This window comes from Paenibacillus sp. J22R98 (assembly GCF_059383835.1).
The window spans coordinates 285190-308701 of sequence record NZ_JBXENW010000007.1 but is presented as its reverse complement, the minus strand read 5'-3'; the positions used below and the strand labels follow the sequence as shown (position 1 = coordinate 308701).

19 protein-coding genes are annotated in these 23512 nt (G+C 51.6%); 12 read left to right on the top strand and 7 right to left on the bottom strand.

Features of this window, described 5'->3' with window-relative positions; translation table 11 throughout:
* Positions 1–11: 11 nt before the first annotated feature.
* Genes AC50Y3_RS20770 through AC50Y3_RS20760 form a run of 3 tightly spaced genes read right to left on the bottom strand, consistent with a single transcriptional unit; the run spans position 12 to position 3475 of the window.
* Entirely contained in the window at positions 12–1091 is a 1080-nt protein-coding gene (locus tag AC50Y3_RS20770; RefSeq protein ID WP_494820710.1) for a Ger(x)C family spore germination protein, read from the bottom strand.
* 9 nt (positions 1092–1100) lie between these two features.
* A complete protein-coding gene (locus AC50Y3_RS20765) occupies positions 1101–2159 on the bottom strand; it encodes a GerAB/ArcD/ProY family transporter (RefSeq protein ID WP_494820631.1) in 1059 nt (352 codons plus the stop codon).
* Positions 2156–3475 carry a spore germination protein gene (locus AC50Y3_RS20760; protein WP_494820630.1) on the bottom strand — a complete coding sequence of 440 codons (1320 nt, stop codon included), beginning with the start codon at positions 3473–3475 and terminating at the stop codon, positions 2156–2158. Before AC50Y3_RS20760 ends, AC50Y3_RS20765 begins: the two co-directional genes overlap by 4 nt.
* A gap of 175 nt (positions 3476–3650) precedes the next feature.
* Between AC50Y3_RS20760 and AC50Y3_RS20755 the strand changes: the two genes are divergently transcribed.
* Positions 3651–4439, top strand: coding sequence for a YhcN/YlaJ family sporulation lipoprotein (locus AC50Y3_RS20755; protein ID WP_494820629.1), 789 nt, complete (start codon positions 3651–3653; stop codon positions 4437–4439).
* A 121-nt stretch (positions 4440–4560) separates the two neighbouring features.
* Here the strand turns inward: AC50Y3_RS20755 and AC50Y3_RS20750 are convergent, their stop codons facing one another.
* The gene (locus AC50Y3_RS20750) at positions 4561–5424 is read right to left on the bottom strand and encodes a helix-turn-helix transcriptional regulator (RefSeq protein ID WP_494820628.1); all 864 of its coding nucleotides are present in this window, start codon (positions 5422–5424) and stop codon (positions 4561–4563) included.
* Between the two features lie 175 nt (positions 5425–5599).
* Between AC50Y3_RS20750 and AC50Y3_RS20745 the strand changes: the two genes are divergently transcribed.
* Positions 5600–6514 carry a phytanoyl-CoA dioxygenase family protein gene (locus AC50Y3_RS20745; RefSeq protein WP_494820627.1) on the top strand — a complete coding sequence of 305 codons (915 nt, stop codon included), beginning with the start codon at positions 5600–5602 and terminating at the stop codon, positions 6512–6514.
* A gap of 538 nt (positions 6515–7052) precedes the next feature.
* Here the strand turns inward: AC50Y3_RS20745 and AC50Y3_RS20740 are convergent.
* A complete protein-coding gene (locus AC50Y3_RS20740) occupies positions 7053–7274 on the bottom strand; it encodes a helix-turn-helix domain-containing protein (protein WP_090641524.1) in 222 nt (73 codons plus the stop codon).
* Positions 7275–7507: 233 nt separating this feature from the next.
* On the opposite strand from AC50Y3_RS20740, the gene AC50Y3_RS20735 reads away from it, so the two are divergent.
* The 3 genes from AC50Y3_RS20735 to glpX are packed head-to-tail and all read left to right on the top strand — an operon-like array spanning position 7508 to position 9981.
* Complete coding sequence (locus tag AC50Y3_RS20735) at positions 7508–8167, top strand: CBS domain-containing protein (RefSeq protein WP_494820626.1); 660 nt, start codon at positions 7508–7510, stop codon at positions 8165–8167.
* Between the two features lie 11 nt (positions 8168–8178).
* On the top strand, positions 8179–8997 hold the full coding sequence (locus AC50Y3_RS20730) for a pyruvate, water dikinase regulatory protein (RefSeq protein ID WP_494820625.1): 819 nt from the start codon (positions 8179–8181) through the stop codon (positions 8995–8997).
* Positions 8998–9012: 15 nt separating this feature from the next.
* The gene (glpX, locus tag AC50Y3_RS20725; RefSeq protein ID WP_494820624.1) at positions 9013–9981 is read left to right on the top strand and encodes a class II fructose-bisphosphatase; all 969 of its coding nucleotides are present in this window, start codon (positions 9013–9015) and stop codon (positions 9979–9981) included.
* A 202-nt stretch (positions 9982–10183) separates the two neighbouring features.
* Here glpX and AC50Y3_RS20720 read toward each other — a convergent pair whose 3' ends face one another.
* The gene (locus tag AC50Y3_RS20720; protein WP_494820623.1) at positions 10184–10789 is read right to left on the bottom strand and encodes a TetR/AcrR family transcriptional regulator; all 606 of its coding nucleotides are present in this window, start codon (positions 10787–10789) and stop codon (positions 10184–10186) included.
* 228 nt (positions 10790–11017) lie between these two features.
* Here AC50Y3_RS20720 and AC50Y3_RS20715 point away from each other — a divergent pair, with 228 nt between their 5' ends.
* On the top strand, positions 11018–12490 hold the full coding sequence (locus tag AC50Y3_RS20715; protein WP_494820622.1) for a DHA2 family efflux MFS transporter permease subunit: 1473 nt from the start codon (positions 11018–11020) through the stop codon (positions 12488–12490).
* Between the two features lie 77 nt (positions 12491–12567).
* On the opposite strand, the gene glsA is transcribed toward AC50Y3_RS20715, so the two are convergent.
* On the bottom strand, positions 12568–13506 hold the full coding sequence (gene glsA / locus AC50Y3_RS20710; protein ID WP_494820621.1) for a glutaminase A: 939 nt from the start codon (positions 13504–13506) through the stop codon (positions 12568–12570).
* A gap of 158 nt (positions 13507–13664) precedes the next feature.
* On the opposite strand from glsA, the gene AC50Y3_RS20705 reads away from it, so the two are divergent.
* From AC50Y3_RS20705 to AC50Y3_RS20680, 6 genes are all read left to right on the top strand, one after another.
* Complete coding sequence (locus AC50Y3_RS20705) at positions 13665–14339, top strand: tetratricopeptide repeat protein (RefSeq protein ID WP_494820620.1); 675 nt, start codon at positions 13665–13667, stop codon at positions 14337–14339.
* A gap of 169 nt (positions 14340–14508) precedes the next feature.
* Complete coding sequence (locus AC50Y3_RS20700) at positions 14509–16257, top strand: sensor histidine kinase (protein WP_494820619.1); 1749 nt, start codon at positions 14509–14511, stop codon at positions 16255–16257.
* Positions 16258–16421: 164 nt separating this feature from the next.
* Positions 16422–18026 carry an SWIM zinc finger family protein gene (locus AC50Y3_RS20695; protein WP_494820618.1) on the top strand — a complete coding sequence of 535 codons (1605 nt, stop codon included), beginning with the start codon at positions 16422–16424 and terminating at the stop codon, positions 18024–18026.
* A complete protein-coding gene (locus AC50Y3_RS20690; RefSeq protein WP_494820617.1) occupies positions 18023–20953 on the top strand; it encodes a DEAD/DEAH box helicase in 2931 nt (976 codons plus the stop codon). The genes AC50Y3_RS20695 and AC50Y3_RS20690 overlap by 4 nt, the downstream gene beginning before the upstream one ends.
* Positions 20954–21025: 72 nt before the next feature.
* A complete protein-coding gene (locus AC50Y3_RS20685) occupies positions 21026–21415 on the top strand; it encodes a hypothetical protein (protein ID WP_494820616.1) in 390 nt (129 codons plus the stop codon).
* Between the two features lie 1029 nt (positions 21416–22444).
* Positions 22445–23422, top strand: a complete 978-nt coding sequence (locus AC50Y3_RS20680; RefSeq protein WP_210655688.1) for an aldo/keto reductase — start codon at positions 22445–22447, stop codon at positions 23420–23422.
* The last annotated feature ends 90 nt before the right edge of the window (positions 23423–23512 follow it).

The window sequence follows — 23512 nt, the reverse complement described above, 5'->3', positions numbered from 1 at the left end:
ACAGCCCTTATTCATTCCTCTTGCTCTAAATTTCCGAAATTGTTGATGACTACTTTAACCTTATAATTCACTTTCAGCTTCGGATAAAAGTCGCTTCGCCAACGCTTCAGATCATGGAGCGGAAGCTTGCTTCTAAAGTGATTGCCTAAGCCAAGAGGATCGCTCTTGTATTTCTGCAGCTTGGCTGTTAACCGTGTCAGCTGCTCGGTCATATACGATTCCATTTCCTTGGTCAATTCACCCTCGGAAGCATCCTTTCTGCTTTCAGTAAGGGCTGCTTTTACGAAGAGCTTGCTGTCTAAAACAGGCCCTTCTTTCGTTAATCTAGCCTTCCATTTCGATTTGGCGCTTAGAATCGTCAGATTTGCACTCTTTAGAACCTCGATCGCAGCACCGTGATATCGGTTTGTAACCACGTTAGCGAACATGGTCTCTTCCTTCCCCAGGCGAGCCACCATCTTACCTTCTCGCATAACGGCAGATCCGGGAAAGGCAAGCACCGTTTCCTTACCTGGACGAATAATGGGGATAATCACGTCTTCGGTATAGGATTTCGTTGATTCATAGGCTTCCCACAGTTTGGTTTTGGCTGTTTTAGGTGTCCAGCCGGCTGCTTTATTGGAGTATTTAAAAAAAGTCGTCACATCGGATTGAATGGCCTGATTCGTATTGGTAAACAGCTCCTTCATATTCGCATCCGTAATGGCTACTAATGATCGGGGCGGAATGCCTCTCGTTCTGATGGCATTATTGAATTCATCCTCCAGCCCTTCGACAGCGACCGATTCATGAAAGACGACCATCTCGATATCTAACATATCGATGTAATTCTCGATATTGACTCTCATATTATCGAAGGCTGAGCTGACCGAGCTGGATTCATGCGAAATCGTCTTGATCGAAAATGCTTTCTCGGCAGGAATAGGAATCTGCAAGGTGACTTCGAAGGCTTGAGTCTCGCCTTTGCCAATACCAACGATAATGGGCATGGTTCGTAGATTGATATCATGGCTGTCCCAACATCCGCTCAGCAGCAGTACGCAGGAGAGGCTTACGAGAATATTTGCAGGTTTACAATGACGTAAGATCATCAAGTCAGGTCATCTCCTATGCCGCGCTTGTCTTCGGTAGTAAGCTCCGGCTATCGCTATTGCCAGCACTAGCCCAAATCGGGCAGGGGCCCCCCATTCTGACAATTTTTCCAGATCCCCCATATTAACGATTAGCAGTGCCAATATAAGGACCAGCACGGATACCGTGATTGGATTCGTCATCCATTTGGTTAACCTCGATGAACGACAGGCCATTGCCCGGGTGAGCCAAAGAAGCCCCGTGACGTTCATAAGCGTGCTCAGCAAGACAGCCATCACATAGAACAAGGAAAGCCGGTCAAAGAAAAACCAATTCACCCTGATGGAATCCAAAACAATGATTAGCGGATATCGCAGCGGCGCTGCGCCTTCATGCCCGAACATACCAAGCGGGATATAAACGATAATCAAATAAAAAAATAACGAAATGCACCAAGCTCCCCAGAGCCAGCGCTTGGAGACGTTAGAGAGCGGGCCAAAAAAACCGATTACACCGATCGTATGGGAGAAGATAAAGAACAAAGGCAATATTTTCGCTTCCCCCAAGAACGAGAATGTCGGTACGAGCGGACTGATCATGTTTAGCGATAGATTGCCATACGTACTCGCGAGGCTAATGATGATGAGTGGAAGTCCAAATATTCCTACGAGAATGGAGAGACGCAATAACGAATTTCGCCCGGCATACGAAATACATAACGACGAGAAGAGCAGGAGCGCCATTAACACCCAGATCGGCGTATTCGGAAGAAATAACATTTTGAGCAATTGGGAGTGGCCGCGAATGATGATCGTGATGACCAGAATGTTGCTAATGGTTATCAGCCACAGCCAAATAAATCGATATGCTGTTTTCGTTTGTAAGAAACAAAGCAGCAGATCCTCTTTGCTTTCCTTAAATCCCCCAATAAGTAAGCGAAGCAAGAGGCCTTGGAGCAGCCATCCAAGCACCACTGTCATCCAATGACCGGAGGGCTGGGACTGGATAATGCTCTGGGGGAAAATAAACATGAGCAGACCATATTGGAGCACGATAAATAAAACGGCTATCGAGACGCCTTGCTTCATCGATTCGGTCTCCCTCCCCTCGAAGCTGTGGTTGGCACAAACGGCTTACTGAGTATCGTGACATTGCTTATTAGGGAGAGCAGTAAAAATAAGCCGCACACGATGCCGAGAGGGCCGAACAAGGCGGCAAAAAATAGCATGATATATCGCCACAGTCGAACAGTTAGCGCGAATTGATAGCCAATAATCGTGAAGTTGGCGATCGTAGAGGCGGCAAGCACGATGATCAGCAAATTGCTGACTAGCTGCGCTTCGACAACCGCTTGTCCGAGGATGATCCCGCCTACCATCGTCATGGCCGGTCCGATGCTCTTGGGCAATCGGACGATAGCTTCGAGGAGCATTTCAATAATAAAGAGCAGGATGAGCGCTTCCGTTAACGATGGGTAAGGAACACCGACACGGCTGCGGGCGATGGAATAAATCAATTCCAGCTTCATGACATCAGGATTGATCGAAACTAATGCGACATAGGCCGCTGGAGCGATTATGGCAATGAGCGCGCCGAGGACGCGGAAGAAAATAATCATGACGGAAAGAGCTGAAGGTAAGTCTAGGTCCGTATCTAAGATAAATAAGTCGGCAAGATGTACGGGAATGATGATCGCTTCCGGGTAACCCTCGATCAGCAGCGCAATCCGTCCTTGTTTCAGATAGTGGCAGGCTTCATGAGGCGACTCCGTTCTGTTATAGCAGGGGAGCGGGCTCCATAACGGCTGCTGACGAAGCCACTTCGCTACTTGGCGAGTAGAGGTAAAGTCTTCGTTGGCATGGGCGCGAATGGCTGCCTCGCAATCCGCAAGCAGTGCCGCATCCACTGTATTATCGAGCGATAGAATAATCATGCGCTGCTTATGCGTAGAGCCAACGAGCACAAGAGACTGCTTCAGATGTGCGGAACGAAGCTCATTTCGGATCAAGCCCACGTTCGTCATAATATCTTCGATGAAGCCGGTTTGCGATGAGATTAGGATGTTTTGATTGTTCGGGACATTAATCGATCGGTTCAAATTCTGAGACAGAGGCTGTACCCAAATGGCCTCCGAGCGGTTCGAGGTAAAGAGAAGAGCACGTCCTTCCAAAAGACCTTGAACATGGTCCTCTGCCTTCGCCGCTTCTTCAGCGCCAAGTGTCCACTTCAGCTGTTCCCATGAATAGGATTCGGCAGAAGCGGTTTCTTTGATCCGCCATACGGTTGCCGCGACATCAACGAGGCTCGAAAGTGCGAAGAGTTCAACATGCTTGCCGCCGAGCAAAATATGCTGATGTTGAAAGTCGGGACTCTTCCCGAGTTTTTTGATGACATGATCCACCATAACCCACCACCTGTGGGTAGTATTGGCAATGCGCACCGAAATTATGAGACGTGCTTGAAGCGGTCCCGGTGCGTGACAGCTACCTAAAAACTTGCCAGCATAGCTCATCCCCGTTCGGCTAACCCTATATGTGGGCCGCATCAAACGGTTCATACGAAACGGAGGATGAGATGGAATGCAGCGAAAATTGGCAGTGCTCGCAGCCGGCGCGATGTTGACGACGATACTGACAGGCTGTATGGATAAACAAGGGGATCTCGGCAACCGCAATATCCGTAATAACAGTATTGCTTATGACATGAATGGCAACCGAATCATCCATTCCAGATTTGCAAACGATCAAATGAACGAAATGAATCGTGTGGACGGACACCGGTTAAACAGTAATAATATTATCGGTCTTCACAAGAACTACAGGCTGGAAATGAGTCAGGAAATCTCAGATCGGCTGGAACGATTGCCTGAAGTGAATAAGGCGTATGTGATGCTGACTGATGACAACGCCTATGTTGGCGTATCGCTGAAGGACACCGCCGATATGAAGGGCATGGGCACGCGTGCCATGAATGTTCCTTCTGCACCGACTCCGCTCAGTCGTACGCAGCGAGCGTACCAGCGTCCAAACATGACTACAAAATCGTTGGATACGAAGATCAGTGCAATTGCTACCGGTCCGAACATGCTGCGGGTGTATAACACTAATCCTGCACCAACGGTTCCTAGTGCTCCGAGCCGTATGACGCGGGATGCTGATGTGGCCGGCGGCCTGAAGGACCGAATTGCCAATGAAGTGAAACAAATGGCGCCGCAAGTGAAGAACGTGTACGTTTCGGCGAATCCGGATTTCTTCGATCGCATGGACGCTTACATGAGCGATGTGAAGCTTGGGCATCCAATTCAAGGCTTTATCGCTGAATTTAATGCCATGGTGGACCGCGTATTCCCGCATAGATCCGGTTCTTAAACCGGAGTTTCGACCCTTTGACTGCAGAGCTTAAACGAGGATTTATTACTAGTTACTATGAGCAATTAAGCAGCAGCCAATTCACGTTCTTTGACGTGATTGGCTGTTCCTCTTCATTACGCTAAGTTACCATGGAGGAACAAAACTGGCTGAAGCTTGTGCCCATCTTATTCTTAAACATCCGCCCGAACGTATGCACATCTGCATAACCCACGGCATTAGCGATTTCTCCGATCGACATATTCGTTTGAATGGCGAGCTCTTTAGCCCGTTCGATTCGAACGCGTGTTAAATACTCGAAGGGCGTAATGCCGAATGCATCACGGAATTTGATGATAATATAATTGCGGCTGAGCCCCGACATAGCTTCGAGCTCACTATGCTGAATGTTCTCGTTAAAGCGATTGGCAATGTAATTTCGGATGAGCACCATTTTCGTCTTAATCTTCTGCTGACCCTCGGTCTTCGTTTCCTGTTCCTGCTTAATACCCGACAGATCGGCCAAAATGCTCATCAGCAGACTCTGACACTGCGTATGATGCGTCAATCCGGGCTGATGATAATGCGTAATCAGCTGCGTGAGCTTCTTCTCGATATCATGCCCAGCGAAGTTACCTAAGTAACGCTCCTCGCCAAGCATCCGCTCAACGGGATAGCCCGTTTCTCCGAAGTCGAATAGGATGGAGATGCAAATATATTTTTCCCCTGGAATCGTATGGACCTCATGTGCCTGTGACGGGGAGTGGTAGATCAGATCGCCGCGCCGTGTAATGTAAGTTCGATCCTCGATGCGATATTCGGCGGCACCTTCAACGACATATTGGAACTGATAGTTGTTCAGCATCCTTCTTGCGATATCCCAGTGCTGCGGCGCGTGAAACAGATGGGCGAGTGTGATATAGGGGGGATGAAAATACAAACCTGCTACATGCTCGGGCAGTGCGTGATGATAGTAAGGGATTTTGGGCGGCATATTCGTGGTCATACGGGTCGGGATCACCTCTGAGGCGTTAGAGTAGGTGTTGACTATTCAAGATTACTATCGCAATATCGTGTGATTTCTGCAACCTCTTTGTTACTTTCAACTACATACACCTTCCGTCCATATCCCTTATACTTAGCTCAGAAGCACTTATTATCCATGAGGGAGTGGAACAAATATGGGCACGATCAAGGTGGAAATTCCTTTCGTCGATGCAGCGGCGCAGGATTGTATAACGGAGGAACAGGCGCAGTTTTTCTTGGAAAACGGTTTTCTTGTCATTCGGAATGTGGTTGTAGGCGAAGAATTGAAGTTGGTGCAGTCTGAAATGCAAGCGCTTTATGAGAAAGGCGCGGCAGGCGTAGATGATGACCCGGATTTCATGTACGGAATTGGTGTGAAATCAGGCCAATCGATCTTTAAACGTGTCGAATATGTCATTGCAAAAAGCGATCCGATGAAGGTGCTGCTAGGTCATCCGTTTATCCTTCGTTCCGTGGAGAAGCTGCAGGGCCGCAACTTCATCGCAACCTGGGATTCCATGGTGCTGAAAGCGCCGAATGAAGGCATTATCGTCCCCTGGCATCGCGATGCGGCGGTACCGGAAGGCTGTACAGATACGCGGCCGATATTCAATGTGGATTTCTATTTGGATGAGGCGGATATGCAAACCTGCTTATGGGTGATCCCGGGGAGCAATAAGTGGAGCAAAGAAGAAGCGGACAAACGCTGCAAGCAGCCTGGCTTCACGACGGAGGATGCGATCCCGGTTCCGATGCAGCCCGGAGATGTGATCTTCCACAATATCGAGGTGCTGCACGGCTCACCTGCAGGTGACGGCAACCCGCTGCGCCGCACGGTCTACTACGAATTCCGCCCCGGCGAAATCGAAGCCGAATTCGGCCCGCACACGCTGGAGTATCTGTCCCTCAAGCAGCATCTGCTGCTGGATTGCATCGAACGACGCAAAAGCGCATCGTATGCGCAAGGCGAAACGCCGTTCGCGTATGAGCCGAGCGGCGCATTCGCGATCCGCGCACCGAAGCCGCCTGCGCAGTATCGCTACGCGCACGAAGTGTATTGGCGCCGATAGGCGCTTGAGTGGGCCTGCGGCCCGGTCGCGATTTCGCGACTGGGCTGCGGTTTTTTCGTTATTGCTCAATAGACTATCGCCCCCAGCTCGGGGCGGACGATGAGAGCCCCCAACAACCTCCGCGCGGCCACTGAGCGTTCCAGAATGGAACTCTCACCGCCGAAATTATTGTAGCAGCTAGAGTTCGGAAATGGAACTCTCAGCAAGCAAACGCCCCCAACTAACCTTCGCGCAGCTGCTGAGCGTTCCAAAATGGAACTCTCACCGCCGAAATCGCATATTACAGCAGCTGAGCGTTCGGAAATGGAACTCTCAGCAACCAAAACCAAAATTAACCCATCCAACCTTCGCGCGATCACTGAGAGTCGGAAAACCAGTCTCTCGGCACCGAAAATGCTGCAAAAAGAAGCCGAGAGTCGGAAATCCGCTTCTCAGCTCCCAAGCTGCCCCATAAACGTCAAAAAACCTTCTCGCAAACGTTTCCGAATAAATTCGGAAGCATTGCCAGAAGGCTGAGCAAGGTATGCGGTGATTTTGGTCAAATCTTTAATTCCCCAAGCTTTATAAGCTCGACAACCGCTTGTGAACGACCTTTAACGTTCAACTTCTGCATGACGTTGGAGATGTGGTTTCGAACAGTTTTCTCGCTGATGAACAGTTGCTGTGCGATATCCCTTGTGGTTTTATCCTGCACAAGCAGCTCGAAAACCTCGCGTTCACGATGAGTTAATAAGAACTTGCTCTTCTGGTCGCTACCCATTGATGTTTGTCACCCCTCCTTGCTCGGGTTTTTATGGTTTAACAAGGTTAAGGGATACAGTCAAATTATATTATGATCAGGCGCCTGTAGTGGTGCGGTATATTGAAAAAATGGGCGGGTATTTGTCGCCCCATGACAGGTGCGGGGACAAAAGTCGAAACAACCAAAAATAGCCAAATATATATTGTGTACTAATGAACCAATGTGATACATTAATTATCAAATAAGGACGCATGAATGAGGTGGTTGGCATCACGTTAACGGCAAGGCAAGTCGAAATCTTAAAGCTCGTGAAGCTGCATGCGCCGATTACGGGCGATCAGCTTGCAGAGATGCTGGGGACGGGGAAACCGACGCTGCGCGCGGATTTATCGCTGCTCGTGATGCTGCGACTCTTGGAGGCGAAGCCGAGAGTGGGGTATTTTCCGGGGACGGCGGCACAGGGAAGAGAGCAAGTGCTCAAGCGCTGGGAAGACGCGTATGTGAAGGATGTGCAGGGGCTGCCGATCAGTGTGGCGGAGACCGCATCCGTCCATGATGCTGTCATTACCTTATTCATGGGCAATGCCGAGGTGCTCACCGTCGTGGATGAGAACCGGCATTTTGTAGGCGTAGTGACGCCGAAGGATTTGCTCAAAATCACTCTTGGCAGCAGCAATGCCGCCTCGATTCCGGTAAGTATGGCGATGTCGCGTTTGCCGGCTATTGCAGCCGTGCAAGCCAATCATCCGCTGATGGACGCGGTGAAGAAAATGCTTGTACAGGAGCTGGACGGTTTACCGGTAGTTTCAGGTGAAGAACAGCCGGCGAATCGATATGAGGTCGTTGGGTGGATCAGCAAAACGAATATCCTCCGCTGGATGATGGAGCTGGAATCGGACAGGCAGGGATAAGGAGGCAGGACGTGGGGAGCTCGGGGAAACGTGTGCAGCCGATTTATATTTGCTCGGATGCAGTTGGGGAAACGGCGGAAGCGGTCGTGAAGGCGGCGATGCGGCAATTCGCTTTTGAAGATGTGAAATTGATTCGGTGCGGCCACATCAAGACGGAGGACGAAATCGTCCACATTGTCGGAGATGCAGCCGGTGCTGGCGGATTCATCGCCTATACACTGGTGCAGCCGGAGCTCCGTGAAACGATGAGAGAGGAAGCGCTGCTTAAAGGCGTGCGCGCCATCGATGTATTGGGACCGATGATGCAAGCGTTTATCGATACGTTCAATGATTCACCGAAACGACAACCAGGCCTGCTTCATACGCTCGATGATGATTATTACCGCCGCATTGAAGCGATTGAATTCGCGGTGAAATACGATGACGGCAAGGACACCAAAGGGCTGCTGCTCGCAGAGGTTGTCATTGTCGGCGTATCCCGAACGTCGAAAACACCGCTAAGCATTTATCTAGCCCATAAAGGCATTCGGGTCGCCAACTTGCCTCTCGTGCCGGAAGTGAAGGTACCGCAGGAACTTTATCGAGGCAAAAGGCTCGTCGTAGGGTTAACGATGCAGCCGGAGAAGCTTTCCGGAATACGAACCGAACGGCTTAAAGCGATGGGACTCCCCTTCTCCGCGAAATACGCATCCTCAGAGCGCATCGACGCAGAGCTGGCCTACGCGCAATCGATTATGAATGCGTTAAACTGTCCGATTATCGATGTCACCGAGAAAGCGATTGAAGAAACAGCGGGCATCATTATTGGTTGGCTGCAGCAAGCAAACTGAGGAGGCAGATGTACGATGGAGCGGGAACTGGCACTTGAAATTGTACGCGTAACGGAGCTGGCGGCCCTTGCTGCTGCTCCTTGGATGGGTCGAGGAGACAAGCATCGCGCCGATGAAGCGGCGACGAATGCGATGCGTGGTATGTTGGATTCCGTCTCGATTCGAGGGACGGTCGTCATTGGGGAAGGCGAGATGGATGAAGCGCCAATGCTCTACATTGGTGAAGTAGTCGGCAGCCTACAGGGGCCGGAGGTGGATGTGGCGGTGGATCCGCTGGAAGGGACGGAGCTCGTAGCGAGAGGACTCAACAACGCGATGGCTGTCATCGCCGTCGCTCCGAAAGGTCGGCTGCTGCATGCACCGGATATGTACATGGAGAAGCTTGCCGTTGGTCCGGCGCTTGCCGGAAAGCTGAAGCTGGAGGATCCCATCCGCACGACCGTGGAGAAAGCGGCGCTTGCGCTTCACAAGCAAGTTTCGGACCTAACGGTTATGATCCTTGACCGCGAGCGCCACGCGGAGCTGATCCGCTCGCTTCGAGAGGTTGGCGTCCGCATCAAGTTTCTGTCGGACGGCGACGTTGCAGGCGCGATTGCCCCGGCATTTCCTGAAGCCGGCATCGACCTGTATGTCGGCTCTGGCGGCGCGCCGGAGGGAGTGCTTGCCGCTGCCGCGCTCAAATGCCTTGGCGGCGAGATTCAAGGCCGGCTCATGCCCCTGAATGAAGAGCAGGAAGAGCGCTGCAGGGCCATGGGACTTTCCAATCCGCGTAAGCTGCTGCATATGGAGGATATGATCGGCAATGACGATGTCATCTTCGCTGCTACAGGCGTCACGCCGGGCGAGTTTCTTGGCGGTGTCTCCATGCTGCCGGATCAGCGGGCCGAAACCCATTCCATCGTCATGCGCGTGAAAACCCGCACGATCCGATACATTAAGTCTCAGCATTATTTGCCGAACAAGCCGATTTTGGGTCAGCTATAGCGATAGCGAAATAAAACTTAACCATTCAACCAAATAAAGGACGCTGGCGAGCAACCCCTTACCTACAAGGGAATTGCGCGTCAGCGTCCTTTTTGCAAATATACGAAAGTATAAGTTTCACCTTACACTTTCGTATATTTCACCGGAATGAAACGCGCTTCTCCACCTACAGGATGGCGACAGCCGTTTCACCTTGATTGCATTATCGCCCGAGGAATAGGCTACTGTAATAAGAAATGTACTTCGCCTTCATCTGTTCCGTTGTCTGTCCGCGATCGTCGGTGAAGTAGAGAAACGCAATCGGACTCATGGAGATCGTAATATGGAAGGCCGCGAACTCGGTATCCACGTTAGGGGCCAAGCCGGATGCAACAGCTTCATCAAGCAGATTCTTCAGCACGCCCGTCACGAATTGAAAAGGCGGCGAGTTGACCATGTTATCCCGATCATCCGAACACCAGGCATCCGGCTGAATCGCATTGAACCACTGCATTTCAGTTGCGATAAAATCAATCCAGCGCGATAAGAACGTTTCCATTCGCTCGCGTACGGGCAGCTGCGCCTCAAGCGCGAGATAAGCGGAAATGTTGGATGCAAATCGCTCGAAGCGATCCGTGAGAAGTTCCATGCAAAGCTCGGCCTTAGAGGAATAACGTCTGTATAATGTACCTTGCCCGACGCCGGCGCACTTGGCAATCTGATGCATGCTGACGCTTTCCACACCATGTTCATGAAACAGCTGGGAGGCTGTATCGAGTATAAGCTCTCGGTGTCTGGCGGCGTCCTTTCGTTCGCTCCGTTGCTGCATATGCCATGAACCTCCTGAAATTGAAAAAAGTTCACATTGTCTTTCATTGACAATGTGCGTAGCGTTAGGTAAGCTGTATTTAAAGCGGACAATTGTCCATTTATAAAAAACCGAGATGTTCCGAACTAGGTTCCAATGCCTTCATTGTACTCCTCTCCCTTAGAAGGGTCAATGCAAGTGCGAGGATCGGAAGGAGCATAGGACGGGTAAAGGGAGCTGGAGAGTACGATGTCTGCACAAGCAATATCAGCTGCAAAGAGCGAAGAGCCGTTTTCCATTCGGAAAATATTAGGGCCGCTGGCAGCAATTATTATCGGGATTTTCATGGTCGTGCTGGACGGAACAGCCGTTAACGTGGCGCTTCCGGGTTTGCTTAAAGAGTTTAACACGACGTATCAGGTCGTGTCCTGGACCGTTACAGGGTATGCACTGGCACAAGCAGCGGTCATCCCGCTTGCCGGATGGTTGTCTGACCGTTTTGGCGCGAAGCAAGTATTTCTAACATCCGTAGTCCTATTTACGGTAGGCTCACTGCTTTGCGCGTTGGCAACATCTGTTGAAACCTTGATTATTTTCCGTATCGTTCAAGGGGTCGGCGGAGGTATGGTGCTTCCGGTTGCGATGGCGTTCATTTATCGTCTTAGCCCACCGGAGAAGGTTGGCGCGGTAATGGGCATGATGGGGATTCCGATCCTTCTTGCTCCGGCGCTTGGACCTGTACTTGCCGGTTATCTGGTAGACTATGTCAGCTGGAAATGGTTGTTCTTGATCAACATTCCAATCGGTGTATTCGGCGTATTCCTTGGTATTCGCACTTTGCCGCGCATTGAGCGTCAGGCTGTAGCCGCACTCGATAAGTTTGGATTCCTCTTGGCACCAATCGCTTTCGCGGGTCTTTCGTACGGTGTTAGTGAAGGCGCGACAAGCTGGACGGCGTCGAAGACGATTATCGGTATTGTTGTTGGAGCAGTAGCCCTTATCTTGTTCGTTATCGTTGAACTCAGACGTAAAGATCCACTGCTTGAGCTTCGTGTCTTCCGTTCCATGGACTTCACGAAAGGGATTGTCGTGCAATGGATTTCCCAAATCGCATTGTTCGGCACGATGTTCCTAGTTCCGCTGTTCCTGCAGCAAGCACAGCATTACAGTGCATTCGACACAGGACTTATTATGCTTCCGCAAGCGATCGCCGCAGCTTTGTTCATGCCAATCGGCGGGATGCTCTACGATAAGATCGGTGCAAGACCGCTAGTATTTGCCGGGATGCTGCTCGTAACAGTAGCGGCGTACATCTTCTCCCATGTGGATGCAGAATCCGGCAAAATGATGATTATGGGTCCGCTGGCCTTGCTCGGAGCAGGTATGGGGATGTCGATGATGCCTTTGAATACGCATCTGATGCAATCCGCGCCGCGTGATCTCGTCAGCCGCGTAACTTCGCTTACGAATGCTGCGCAGCAAATCATGACTTCATTTGCAGTGGCAGGTTTGGCAACCATTCTTGCAAAACGCATGGTGTTCTACGGACCGACAGCTAAGAGTGAGCTTGAAGCTTATTCCCTCTCATTCGGAGATACGTTCCTGATCTTGACGTTCATCGCGATCTTCGGCGCTGCACTGGGCTTATTGCTTCGCAAACCGGCACCGATTGCCGGTGAAGAAGGCAATAAACAACTGGAAATGATGATGCACGTAGGTTAATTGCATCACATCTATATGAAAGAGGCTGAACAGGTGGAGCTTCCCACCAAGTTCAGCCTCTTTTCTCATTCCGCTACTTAGAATATCCGCCAATCAAGTTCTGCCGACATTGTTTCCAGCAAGTGAACACCTGCTGTGCTGTTTCCTTTCGTACCGAGTGCCGGGCCGATGACGCCGATGCCGTACTTGCCGGGAACGAGGGCAAGTATGCCGCCGGACACGCCGCTTTTTGCCGGGATACCGACTTTAATCGCGAATTCACCGGATGCGTTGTACATGCCGCACATAATCATGAACGTTTTGGCGATCTGCACATAACGCTTCGGTACGATTTGTTTTCCCGCCAAGGGGTCGAAACCGTCGAAGGCCAGAAGCAGAGCCATTCGTGCAAGCTGATTACAGCTGACTTCGATGGAGCAATGCTGGAAGTAGACGCGGAGCACATCTTCAACGTCAATTTCTTCGCCGAGCACTTCGTTATCCTTGAGGAAATAAGCGAGCGAGCGATTTCGATGCGCCGTTGCCGATTCGGAGCGAAAGACATCCTCGTTGACAGACAAAGACGTACCGCCTGCCGCTTCCTCGAAGAAGGCCAGAATACGCTGCGTCTTGGCAGCGGGCGTATCGCCGTGAATCAATGAACTGATTGCAATTGCCCCGGCATTGATAAGCGGATTGAACGGTTTGCCCGGTTCAACAAGCTCAAGCTTCAGCATCGAGTTGAAATCGTCTCCGGTCGGTTCCATGCCAACTTTGGCAAACACGCCGTCCTCCCCGTTATCCATAAGAGCCAGGAGCAGTGTGAATACCTTCGAAATACTCTGCATGGTAAACGGGAAATCAGTCTCTCCGGCACTGATCGTCTCTCCGCCGGCACCCATAATCGTAACACCTAGCGCATCCGCTGGTGCTTTGGCTAGCTCCGGTATATAAGAGGCCACTTGTCCTTCGCTGGCATGCAGCCGGCTTGCATGTACCCATAACGGCAGCGTTTCTCGCAATTGCTCCATCATCATTGTCGCCTCATCCTCTTCGCTGTCCTTATCTACTTCATAGTGTACGGCGCACCGGAGCTGCTCTGCAAGAGGGAATAGAATTTCCACTATCTGATATCTAGGCCAATCGTGTACAATGATGACAGCAATAAACCTTATCATGGTTAGCAGGAGGAAATATGGTTAAAATCTTACTTTTCGGCTTAATATGGTGGCTGACGGGCAGTCCGTTTCTTGCTGTTCTTGTCCTACTAGCCCTACTCTATGTACTGGACCGCAGATTCATCGGACTCACGCCGAGTTTCGTGAAGCCGCTGCGCAGATTCAGTACGATCAGACGGCTGCGCCAACAAATCATTATGAATCCAAACGATATTCCGGCCAAGCACGAGCTCGCGCGATTGCTGATTGAACGCAAACGATATAAAGAAGCGAAGGAATGGCTGATGCCGCTGCAGGATGCGCTGGAGCATTCCGCGGAATTCTGGGATGATTTAGGCGCTTCGCTTATTCACCTTAGTGAAACGGATGCAGCCGAAGCGGCAATCGGCAATGCGCTGTCGATTAATCCGAGAGTCAAATACGGGACGCCTTACTTGCGGTTAGCTGCGATTTATGCCAAAACCAATCCGGAGAAGGCAATCGGACATTTGCAATCCTTCCGTGCCATACATTCTTCTTCCATCGAAGCTTACTATAAGCTGGCTCTGCTCTATACGCAGCTGGGAAGAACGGAGGATGCGAAGCAAACGCTGGTGGAATGCGGGACACTCTACCGTGCATTGCCTCGTTACAAGAAACGACAAGAGCGCAAATGGGCGCTTCTAGCATTTTTCAAAAGACTTTCTTCCTAAAAGAAGCGGTGTCAGCATGGACTTTCATGTGCTGAGCCGCTTTTTTAGCGTTAAAAGCCTCCATATTTAGTACGTTACACCCATTATTGTTCAATTCTTTCATTGTCACTCTCTATGAAATCGTAGATAATTGAAGGAAATATCGAATTTGATCGGAGAGTCTGTCGAAATGCGGCGAAATGCGTGGCTTCTTGCCATTTTATTAATCGCGTTATTACTTGGCGTCAATAATACCATCTATTATTTTACAACCAAAGATTCATTGGAAGCTGGCCTAGAACACGAAATGGAATCCGTTGCAAAGCAAATTGAAATTTCCATTGAGCTGTCCCGGGGCGGCGCAGAGAAATATCAAGAGCAAATCGGACGTGAGCTTCGTGCCGCCTCGATCGCTACTCAATTTGCACTAAATCCGGATGTTGAGAAAGTATCCAACTCACAACTGGTAGAGCTTTCCAAGAAGCTGGATATGGTGGGTATCACGTTGCTCAAACGAACCAAGGACAACATCATCCTCTATAAATCGTCCAGTCCTAAACAGATCGGATACAAGACAAATACATGGAAACCCTGGTACCAGGCCTTTAACCAATTGTTCGATGAGCATAGGGTTACGATTGATTGGGGCCAGCACTTGACGAATTATTGGACAGGTCCATTTGAGTTTGCCACGACGGAAACCAGCTCCATTCAGAAATGGGGTTACTATTACGACGGCACAACCAATTATATGATCGATCCTTACATCAGCTACGACAGCAGACAGCATGATTACGATGATGCGACCGGCGTCGATAAGCTCATCTCGCAGACGCTCAAAGAGAATAAATCGTTAAGCGAAATTACGATCATTAACCCGGAAACCTTTGGTGACGGCGAGAAAACAACCATTACCGATAATGGCGAGGTTCTGCAGCACATGACGCAAAATCCGATCATCAATGGAACGTATAAGTTTACGAATCCTGATGATTTGGCTAACGTAAAATTGGCGAATGAGAAGAACATAAAGGTCTATCAGAATGCTGTCATTAACGGCAAGCATGTAATCAAGCTGTTTATTCCGGTAGATATAACGAATAAATCAGCCAGTATGCTGGATGAAAACGGTGAACCGCTTAATCGCTATGTTATCTCGCTTGTATCGGATTATGCGATCATTCAACATACCCTGGATAAGCAATTCGTCAATATTGCAATCATTATCGGCATCGTGACGGTAATTAGCTTGATTCTGGTCTATCTGTTCGTCTCTGCTTACCGCAAATCACAAGATAAGCTGATTCGTAAGGCGCAAGAAACGTATTTGGATGAAATAAACGGTCTGTTCCAGTCGATTCGTTCCCAGCGACATGATTTCGCGAATCATGTACAAACCATTCACGCGCTTGCAGAGCTTGGCAAGACGGAGGAATTGAAGTCGTACGCGGCTGAATTAACCGGCGAGATCAGGGAATTAAACGATATTATCGATATCGGCAATCCCGCCATTGCAGCGCTCATTCGTGCGAAAGGCTTGCAGGCTGAACTGCTCAAGGTGGAATTCAAGTCGGATTTCAATGACATCAATAAGCTTGAGCTTGGGATGAAGTCGCTTGACATGACAAGGCTGCTCGGAAATTTGATCGATAATGCGTTTGATGAGGTGCTCAATTACGCGGAGGGCCAACGTTCGGTTCACATCGCGGCATCCCAGAAGACCGGTTATTATGAATTTGCCGTAAGCAACACCTGTTTGCGCGCAGAAGAGCTTGCGAATAAACCGTTATTCCAAGCAGGGTACACGTCGAAGAAGGGCAGTCATTCCGGACTTGGCCTGCACATCGTGAAGTCCATTGTCGATAAGTACAAAGGTGCCATTAACCTTGCCATTAATGAACCGAATACGGTGACATTTATCGTGAAAGTGCCTTATTAAGTTGCGATTTTACTGAAAATCATACTTGGCCTCTTGCTCGGACTTTCCGGTCCGGACAAGGGGCTTTTATTTTATTCTCATCATGTCTGTCCCAGTTCAAAGCGAAACCGTTTGTGAATGTGGTATAATGGTTGGAATGGTTATTGAGGAACGGGGGACGCATCGTGAGCACGTTTTTTCAATTGGATGAACAGCGGCTGCAGGCTTTGGAAACAGCTGTCGCAAGCAGCATCCCCCTTGAGGTGATGCAGCTTGGCTTTGATTATTACCGCCGGGAGAAGGTGCTTTCCGTTCAAGTGATGGAAGGAACCTCTGTATATGGAACCGTCAAGGATGCTGCAATTTTTGCCGTTACGCTCGACTGCGATGAATTTTCTTTTAGCACTTGTACTTGTCCGGTAAAAGGGTATTGCAAGCATATGGCTGCAGTCTTCTACGCTTATTATGAATACGCGGGAAGAAGTGCGGATGAGGTGCATAACCGCTTGTTATATGGTCGTGATCCAATGTTTGCGGTAGGTCAGCAAGGAGCCGGGGATAGGGCTCCGGCAGCGGAAGTCGCTGCCGCAGCTAAGACAGGTCTCGAAGGAGACCCGCGTCTATGGCAGCAAGATATGGAAGCGAAGCATGGTGAAGTATGGCGGCAATGCAGACATTCTTTGCACCCGCTGCAGCCTGTATTGCAGGCGATCAAGGCGGTTTCGAAGAATTGGGAGGAAGGTCTGAGAAGGCTGCACTGGATGCATGGCATTATTTTTGTCGTGGAGCAATCCGAACGGGCTTATTCCCATACGGACAGCTACAGCCGTTACTATTATGAGATGGCTTTTGCGCGGATGACGGAGCCTTGGATAAATCACTACCATGAGCTTGCAGGGGAGCTTACACCGGAAACAATGACGGAACTCGAACGTGTCGGGGTCGAACAATTGCTTGAGCTGTTTCATGAACGGGAAATGGATCGGGAGCAGCAGCTTCACAGGTGGGAGGCGCTGTATTTCTCGATTTGGGGGCAGCTTGTACACGATTCCACTTGGACGGGCAAGGAGAAGCAATGGCTGGAGCATAAGCTGGCAGAGGAGAAAGGCACGGGACATGCGAGCTTCTTTGCTCCGATGGCACTCGCTTATCTGGCTTATGCGGAGGACAACGACGATTATGCGATGGAGCTGCTGTCCAGAACCCAATTTAATCGGACGGCGCTGCTTGCTTGCGATTGTGCACTGCAGCGGCTGGAGGAGCGGAATTGGGCGAAGCTGGAGAACTGGATTCGGTATTTGTATGGCGGGTTATCGATTGAACGGAAATCCAAAGCGTTTGGACCGTTCTTGTCGATGTGCCGTTTGGCAGATCTTCAGCAGCCGGACAATCCAAGCTGGCAGCAGTATTTGGTTTCATTCCTGCCGTATTCCTATTCGGCGTTGACGGAGCATTGGCTGGATCGCAAGCATTATGAGAAATGGGCCGATTTGCAGCTATTATTCGGCATCGAGCCCGATGAGATGGATATCCAATTGGTGCGGGAGATCAGCAAGGCTGCTCCCCGTGTACTGTACCCGCTGTATCATCAAGCGATTGACGGCGCGATTCGCTCGCGTAATCGGCAAGGCTACAGGCAAGCGGTCAAGCTGATGAAGAAGCTCGAGAAGCTGTACAAAGCGGAGGAGCACGGCGATAAATGGAGCCGTTATGTGGATGGTATCGTACGAAAGCATGGGCGCCTGCGCGCGCTGCAGGAAGAGCTTTGGAGGGGTAAAATCATCACATGAGAGGTTACACAGGTACTGAAACGGTCGTCGTTGACGGATTTTGGAATGAGGGCGAAGGCCTGGTGCTGGCAGCTGGGCATGTCGCTGGACTAACGCTTCGTCTGCGCCGCCTTCTCTTCGCTTGGCACGAGGCTTCTTGGTTTGGTGCGGAGATTGAGGAACGTACGGATGAGCGGCTCAAACGGACCGAGCTGCCGTTGTCGCCGGCGATTGCGATGGATTACTTGTCTTCTCCGCGGCCGGTTAGGCTGCTTCAGGTGGAATGGACCGATAGGCTGGAGATACTGGCCAAGCTTGCTGTCATGATGCGCGAGGCGCTGCTCCACGGCTGGTTCTCGCCGGATTGGTCGCGCTGGCGGGCTGAAGCGAGAGCTTGGCGCCTGGATGTGCCGCGGGGTGAAGAGAACACGCGCATGGCGTGGAAGCAGCTTGCAGCGCAGCTCGAGGAGCAAGGCGATAGCGGTGCGATACAAGGGTGGCTGACCGGCATTATGGAAGAGTTGATTGCTTCCGATGATTCGGTAGGCGCAGCTTGGCGCAACGCCGCGTCGCAGGCCGGTGAAGGTGCGCTTATGATGAAAGCGGCCGATGAGGACGATTGGCTCGTTTCCATCGGCATGAAGCAGGACAATGCACCGTTTCGTACCGCATTGCAGCTGCTGGAGCCGAGCGATGGGCATGGCTGGCGGCTTCGCCCGGCCGTTCGTGACCGCGAAGATAGCGGACGCTGGATGACGCTTGCGCTTAACGAAGCGGCTGAGGCACGGAGCGAAGAACGGTTTGTGCTGCCGGCGGATGCTCCGGAAGCGTGGCGGGAGCATTTTGCCGAGCGTATGCGCAAGGAAGAGATGAAGTGGGCTGCGGCGCTGCCGGAATGGACGCGATCGGAGGAGGGGCTAGGCGATCGTAAAGATGCGGGTCTCATCCGTATTGAGCTGAACGATGCGCAGGCGTATGCATTTCTGGAGCAGGAGAGCGTGAAGCTGCTTGCGGCAGGCTGCTCGGTCCTGCTGCCATCTTGGTGGGAGGCGGCGCGTAATCGCCGCATGAAGCTGAAAGCCAAAGTGAAATCGTCTGTCGGCTCTGCCGAGCAGTCGATGTTCGGCCTTCAGCAAATCGTTGATTTTGATTGGAAGCTTGCTGTAGGCAATGTCGATATGACGGAAGCGGAGTTTATGAAGCTGGCGTCCGAGAACCGCAGACTGATGCAAGTTGGCGGCGAATGGGTGCATCTGGACCCGGGCGACATGGAGCGGCTGCGCAAGTGGTTGAAGAAGAACGGCGGCAAGCGCGGCTTAACCATGCGCGATGTGATGGAGATGCATCTGCGCGGCGGGGCAGAGCTGGAGCCGGAGGATGAGCTTCAAGAAGCGTTAACAGCCGAAATCGAGCTGAATGAGCATTTGGCGACTTGGATCGGGCAGCTCAATGAGTCGGCGGACTTGCCGCTTGTCGAAACGCCGGATGCGTTCCAAGGCGAGCTTCGCCATTATCAGCTGCAAGGGGTATCGTGGCTCGCGTTTCTGCGGAAATTCGGACTTGGCGGCTGCTTAGCGGATGACATGGGTCTTGGCAAAACGATTCAGTTTACGGCGTATTTGCAGCATGTACTGGAGCAAGGGAGCTTCGGACCCTCGCTGCTCATTTGCCCAACGTCGGTTATCGGCAACTGGGAGAAGGAGCTGGAACGGTTCGCACCGGAGCTTCGCGTGATGGTGCATTATGGACCGAAACGTATGCGCGGCGAGGAGTTTGCGGCGGAAGCGGCGGCGGTTGACCTTGTCATTACTTCGTATACGCTTGCTCCAATTGATGAGGAAGAGCTTGGCGCTGTTTCGTGGGATGTCCTTTGTCTCGACGAAGCGCAGAATATTAAGAACTACTATACGAAGCAATCCTCCGCGATTCGCGGGTTCTCCGCGCATCACCGGGTCGCATTGACGGGGACGCCGATGGAGAATCGGTTGACGGAGCTTTGGTCGCTGTATGATTTTACAAATCCGGGGTATTTGGGGACGTTGACTGAATTCCGCAAAGCCGTGGTGCTTCCCATTGAGAAGGAGCGCGACGAGGCGCTTATTGCAGAGCTGCAGCGCTGGGTGAAGCCTTTCATGCTGCGGAGGCTTAAGAAAGATCCTGCCATTGCGCTTGCGCTGCCGGAGAAAAATGAGATGCGTACCTATTTGTCGCTGACCGTGGAGCAAGGTGCGCTATACGAGAATATTGTGTCTGAACTGATGAATCAGCTGGAGGCAGTCGGTGCGCTGCAGCGCCGGGGAATCATTCTCTCCGCGCTTACTCGCTTGAAGCAGGTATGCGATCATCCGAGCTTATTATTGAAGGAAGATCGCACGCTATTCCCTTCGGCATGGGATGTCGAGCGCTCCAACAAAGTGCTTCGCGTGCTTGAGATGGTAGAGGAGATTGCGGCGGAAGGCGAGCGCTGTTTGATTTTCACGCAGTATGTGGAGATGGGCTCTACGCTCAAACGGCTCATTGAAGAACGGCTGGGCATTCCGACGCCGTATCTGTACGGAGCAGTGCCGAAGGCGGAACGCGACCAGATGATCGAGCGATTCCAAAATGAAGCGGAGCCGGGCTGCGCGTTCGTCCTCTCGCTGAAAGCCGGCGGCACCGGACTTAACTTGACGGCAGCGAATCATGTAATCCATTTCGACAGATGGTGGAACCCCGCAGTCGAGAATCAAGCGACAGACCGCGCATTCCGGATTGGCCAGAAACGCAATGTGCAGGTGCACAAATACGTGACGCTGGGCACACTGGAAGAGCGAATCGACGACATGATTACGCGGAAGCAGATGCTCAATGATCAAGTCGTAAGCCAATCGGAGAATTGGATTACCGAGATGTCGACTGATGAGCTGCGCGAGCTGTTCTCGCTACGTAAGCATCGGCTCAAGGGCTAAGTGATAATGAAATGAAGAGTGTACGGCAACCGATGGAAGCTAAGCGATAGTAAGTGAGGTGCAAGGCAACCGATGGAAGAATGGACGGGTAATCAGGTTCATGATGGTGAAGTAGAGGTTAGTGAGGTAGCGTTGGCGGATGAGGTAGATGCAACGGCGGCGAGCGATGCCTCCTCCGAGGCAGTGACCGCAGATGCTGAGGGACGTGGGAAGGAAGCTGAAGATGCGGTGCGCGCGAGTGGTGCTGGCGCTGGCGCGGCAATAAAGGCTACTTCGCCTGCAGTTGATGTATCGCAGCGAACGAGCCGCCTTCATCTAAGCGGCAAGCTGACGGAAGCTTCGCGGGCGGCGGGCCAAGGCACGCCGGAAAGCGTGATCGGGCCAGCCGAGGCCGCGCCGCACTGGCGCGACTTTTACGGTGCGATTCGCACCGCAGTTCAGGGGATGCGTGGTGGTGAGTAGTCTCACCACTGGCTATAGGTTATAGAAGACGGCGATGATGGTTATCGCCGTCTTTTTTTGTACCCCGATAAATGAATGGTAATGGTTACCGTACATTTGCATATCCCCGCCTAAATGGGGAAAGAGAGGTACCAGCTACCGCTCTTGAGCCTGTTTAGGTGTGTTTTGCTCCAAGAGAGGTAGCAGGTATCTCTCTTCAATGCCGAGAATGTGGGGGATGGCGAAAGAAGCTCGTTTAGGGATCTACATTGGTGTGAATGTGAGGGAATGGGCGAAAGAAGCTCATCTATGTAGCTTTAGGAGCCACACATGCTCGGGAATCGCCGGTTTCGAGCAGATGTGTAGCCCTACGAGCCACACATGTGTAGCAATCGCCGGATACGAGCAGATGTGTAGCTTCAGGAGCCACACATGCGCGGGAATCGCCCGAATTTGGACAGATGTGTAGCTTTGGGAGCCACACATGTGCAGCAATCGCCGGATACGAGCAGATGTGTAGCTTTAGGAGCCACACATGCACCGCAATCACCGGATTCGCGCAGATGTGTAGCTCTGGGAGCCACACATGCGCGGGAATCGCCGGATTCGCGCAGATGTGTAGCTTCGGGAGCCACACATGCGCGGCAATCACCAGATTCGCGCAGATGTGTAGCTCTAGGAGCCACACATGCGCGGGGATCGCCGGATTTGGGCAGATGTGTAGCTTTAGGAGCCACACATGCGCGGGAATCGCCGGATTTGGGCAGATGTGTAGCTCTGGGAGCCACACATGGGCGGCAATCACCAGATTCGCGCAGATGTGTAGCTTTGGGAGCCACACATGCGCGGCAATCACCGAATTCGAGCAGATGTGTAGCTCTGGGAGCCACACATACGCAGCAATCGCCGATGCAGCGGCGCCCTCCCCAGCGCCAGACCTCCAAACTAAACAGCAACTTCATTTTTCTTTCCTCGGTAATTTCTTTATAATAGGAAAGGGACTTATTTCCTTATCTCATTCATACATGGAAGAGGAGCTGTGAAATCAAGATGAAGTACACCTATTTGGGACGTTCTGGTTTGAAGGTTAGCCGCTTGTGCTTGGGAACGATGAATTTCGGAGTCGATACGGACGAGCAGGAAGCGTTTCGGATTATGGATGCGGCGCTCGATGCGGGCATCAACTTCTTTGACACGGCGAATATTTACGGTTGGGGCGAGAATGCCGGCCGTACGGAGGAAATCATCGGCCGCTGGTTCGCACAAGGCGGCGGGCGCCGCGAGCGCACCGTGCTGGCTACGAAATTCTACGGCGATATGAGTAACAAGAATGATGGACCAAACCGCGATGGCGGATTGTCTGCTTATAAGCTTCGCCGTCACTTGGAAGCTTCGCTTCAACGTCTGCAAACAGATCATATTGAGCTGTATCAAATGCATCACGTTGATCGCAATGTCAGCTGGGACGAGCTATGGCCTGCATTCCAAGCCGCTCAAACACAAGGTCAAATCGGCTATGTTGGCGCGAGTAACTTTGCCGGCTGGGATCTTGCCGTTGCGCAAGGCGAAGCAAAAGCTCGGGGTATACTCGGACTTGTGTCGGAGCAACATAAATATAACCTTCTTTGCCGCTTGCCGGAGCTGGAAGTATTGCCAGCTGCACAAGGCCTAGGCATCGGCGTCATCCCATGGAGCCCGCTTGATGGCGGCCTGCTGGCTGGTAACGTCCGCCGCGGCGGCGCTGGCAAACGCAGCGGAGACCTTAAGCGCATCGAGCAGCATGCCGCTCAGCTTGAAGCTTACGGCGCGCTTTGCGATGAGCTTGGCGAACGCGAGGATGTCGTTTCGCTGGCATGGCTGCTTTCGAACCCAGCCGTAACAGCACCAATCATCGGCGTGCGTACGGCCGAGCAGTTCGAAAGCTCCCTGCGCGCAGTTGAGCTCGAGCTGGACGAGTCGACATTGAAACGGATCGATGAGATTTTCCCAGGACCAGGCGGAGAAGCGCCACGCGCGTACGCTTGGTAGTCTGTAACTGACTCTAATTGGTTGTCAGAAACCCATCTCTAATCCTCACTTTATCACTTTGTAATGTCATGTATGCTTACATCAAGGATA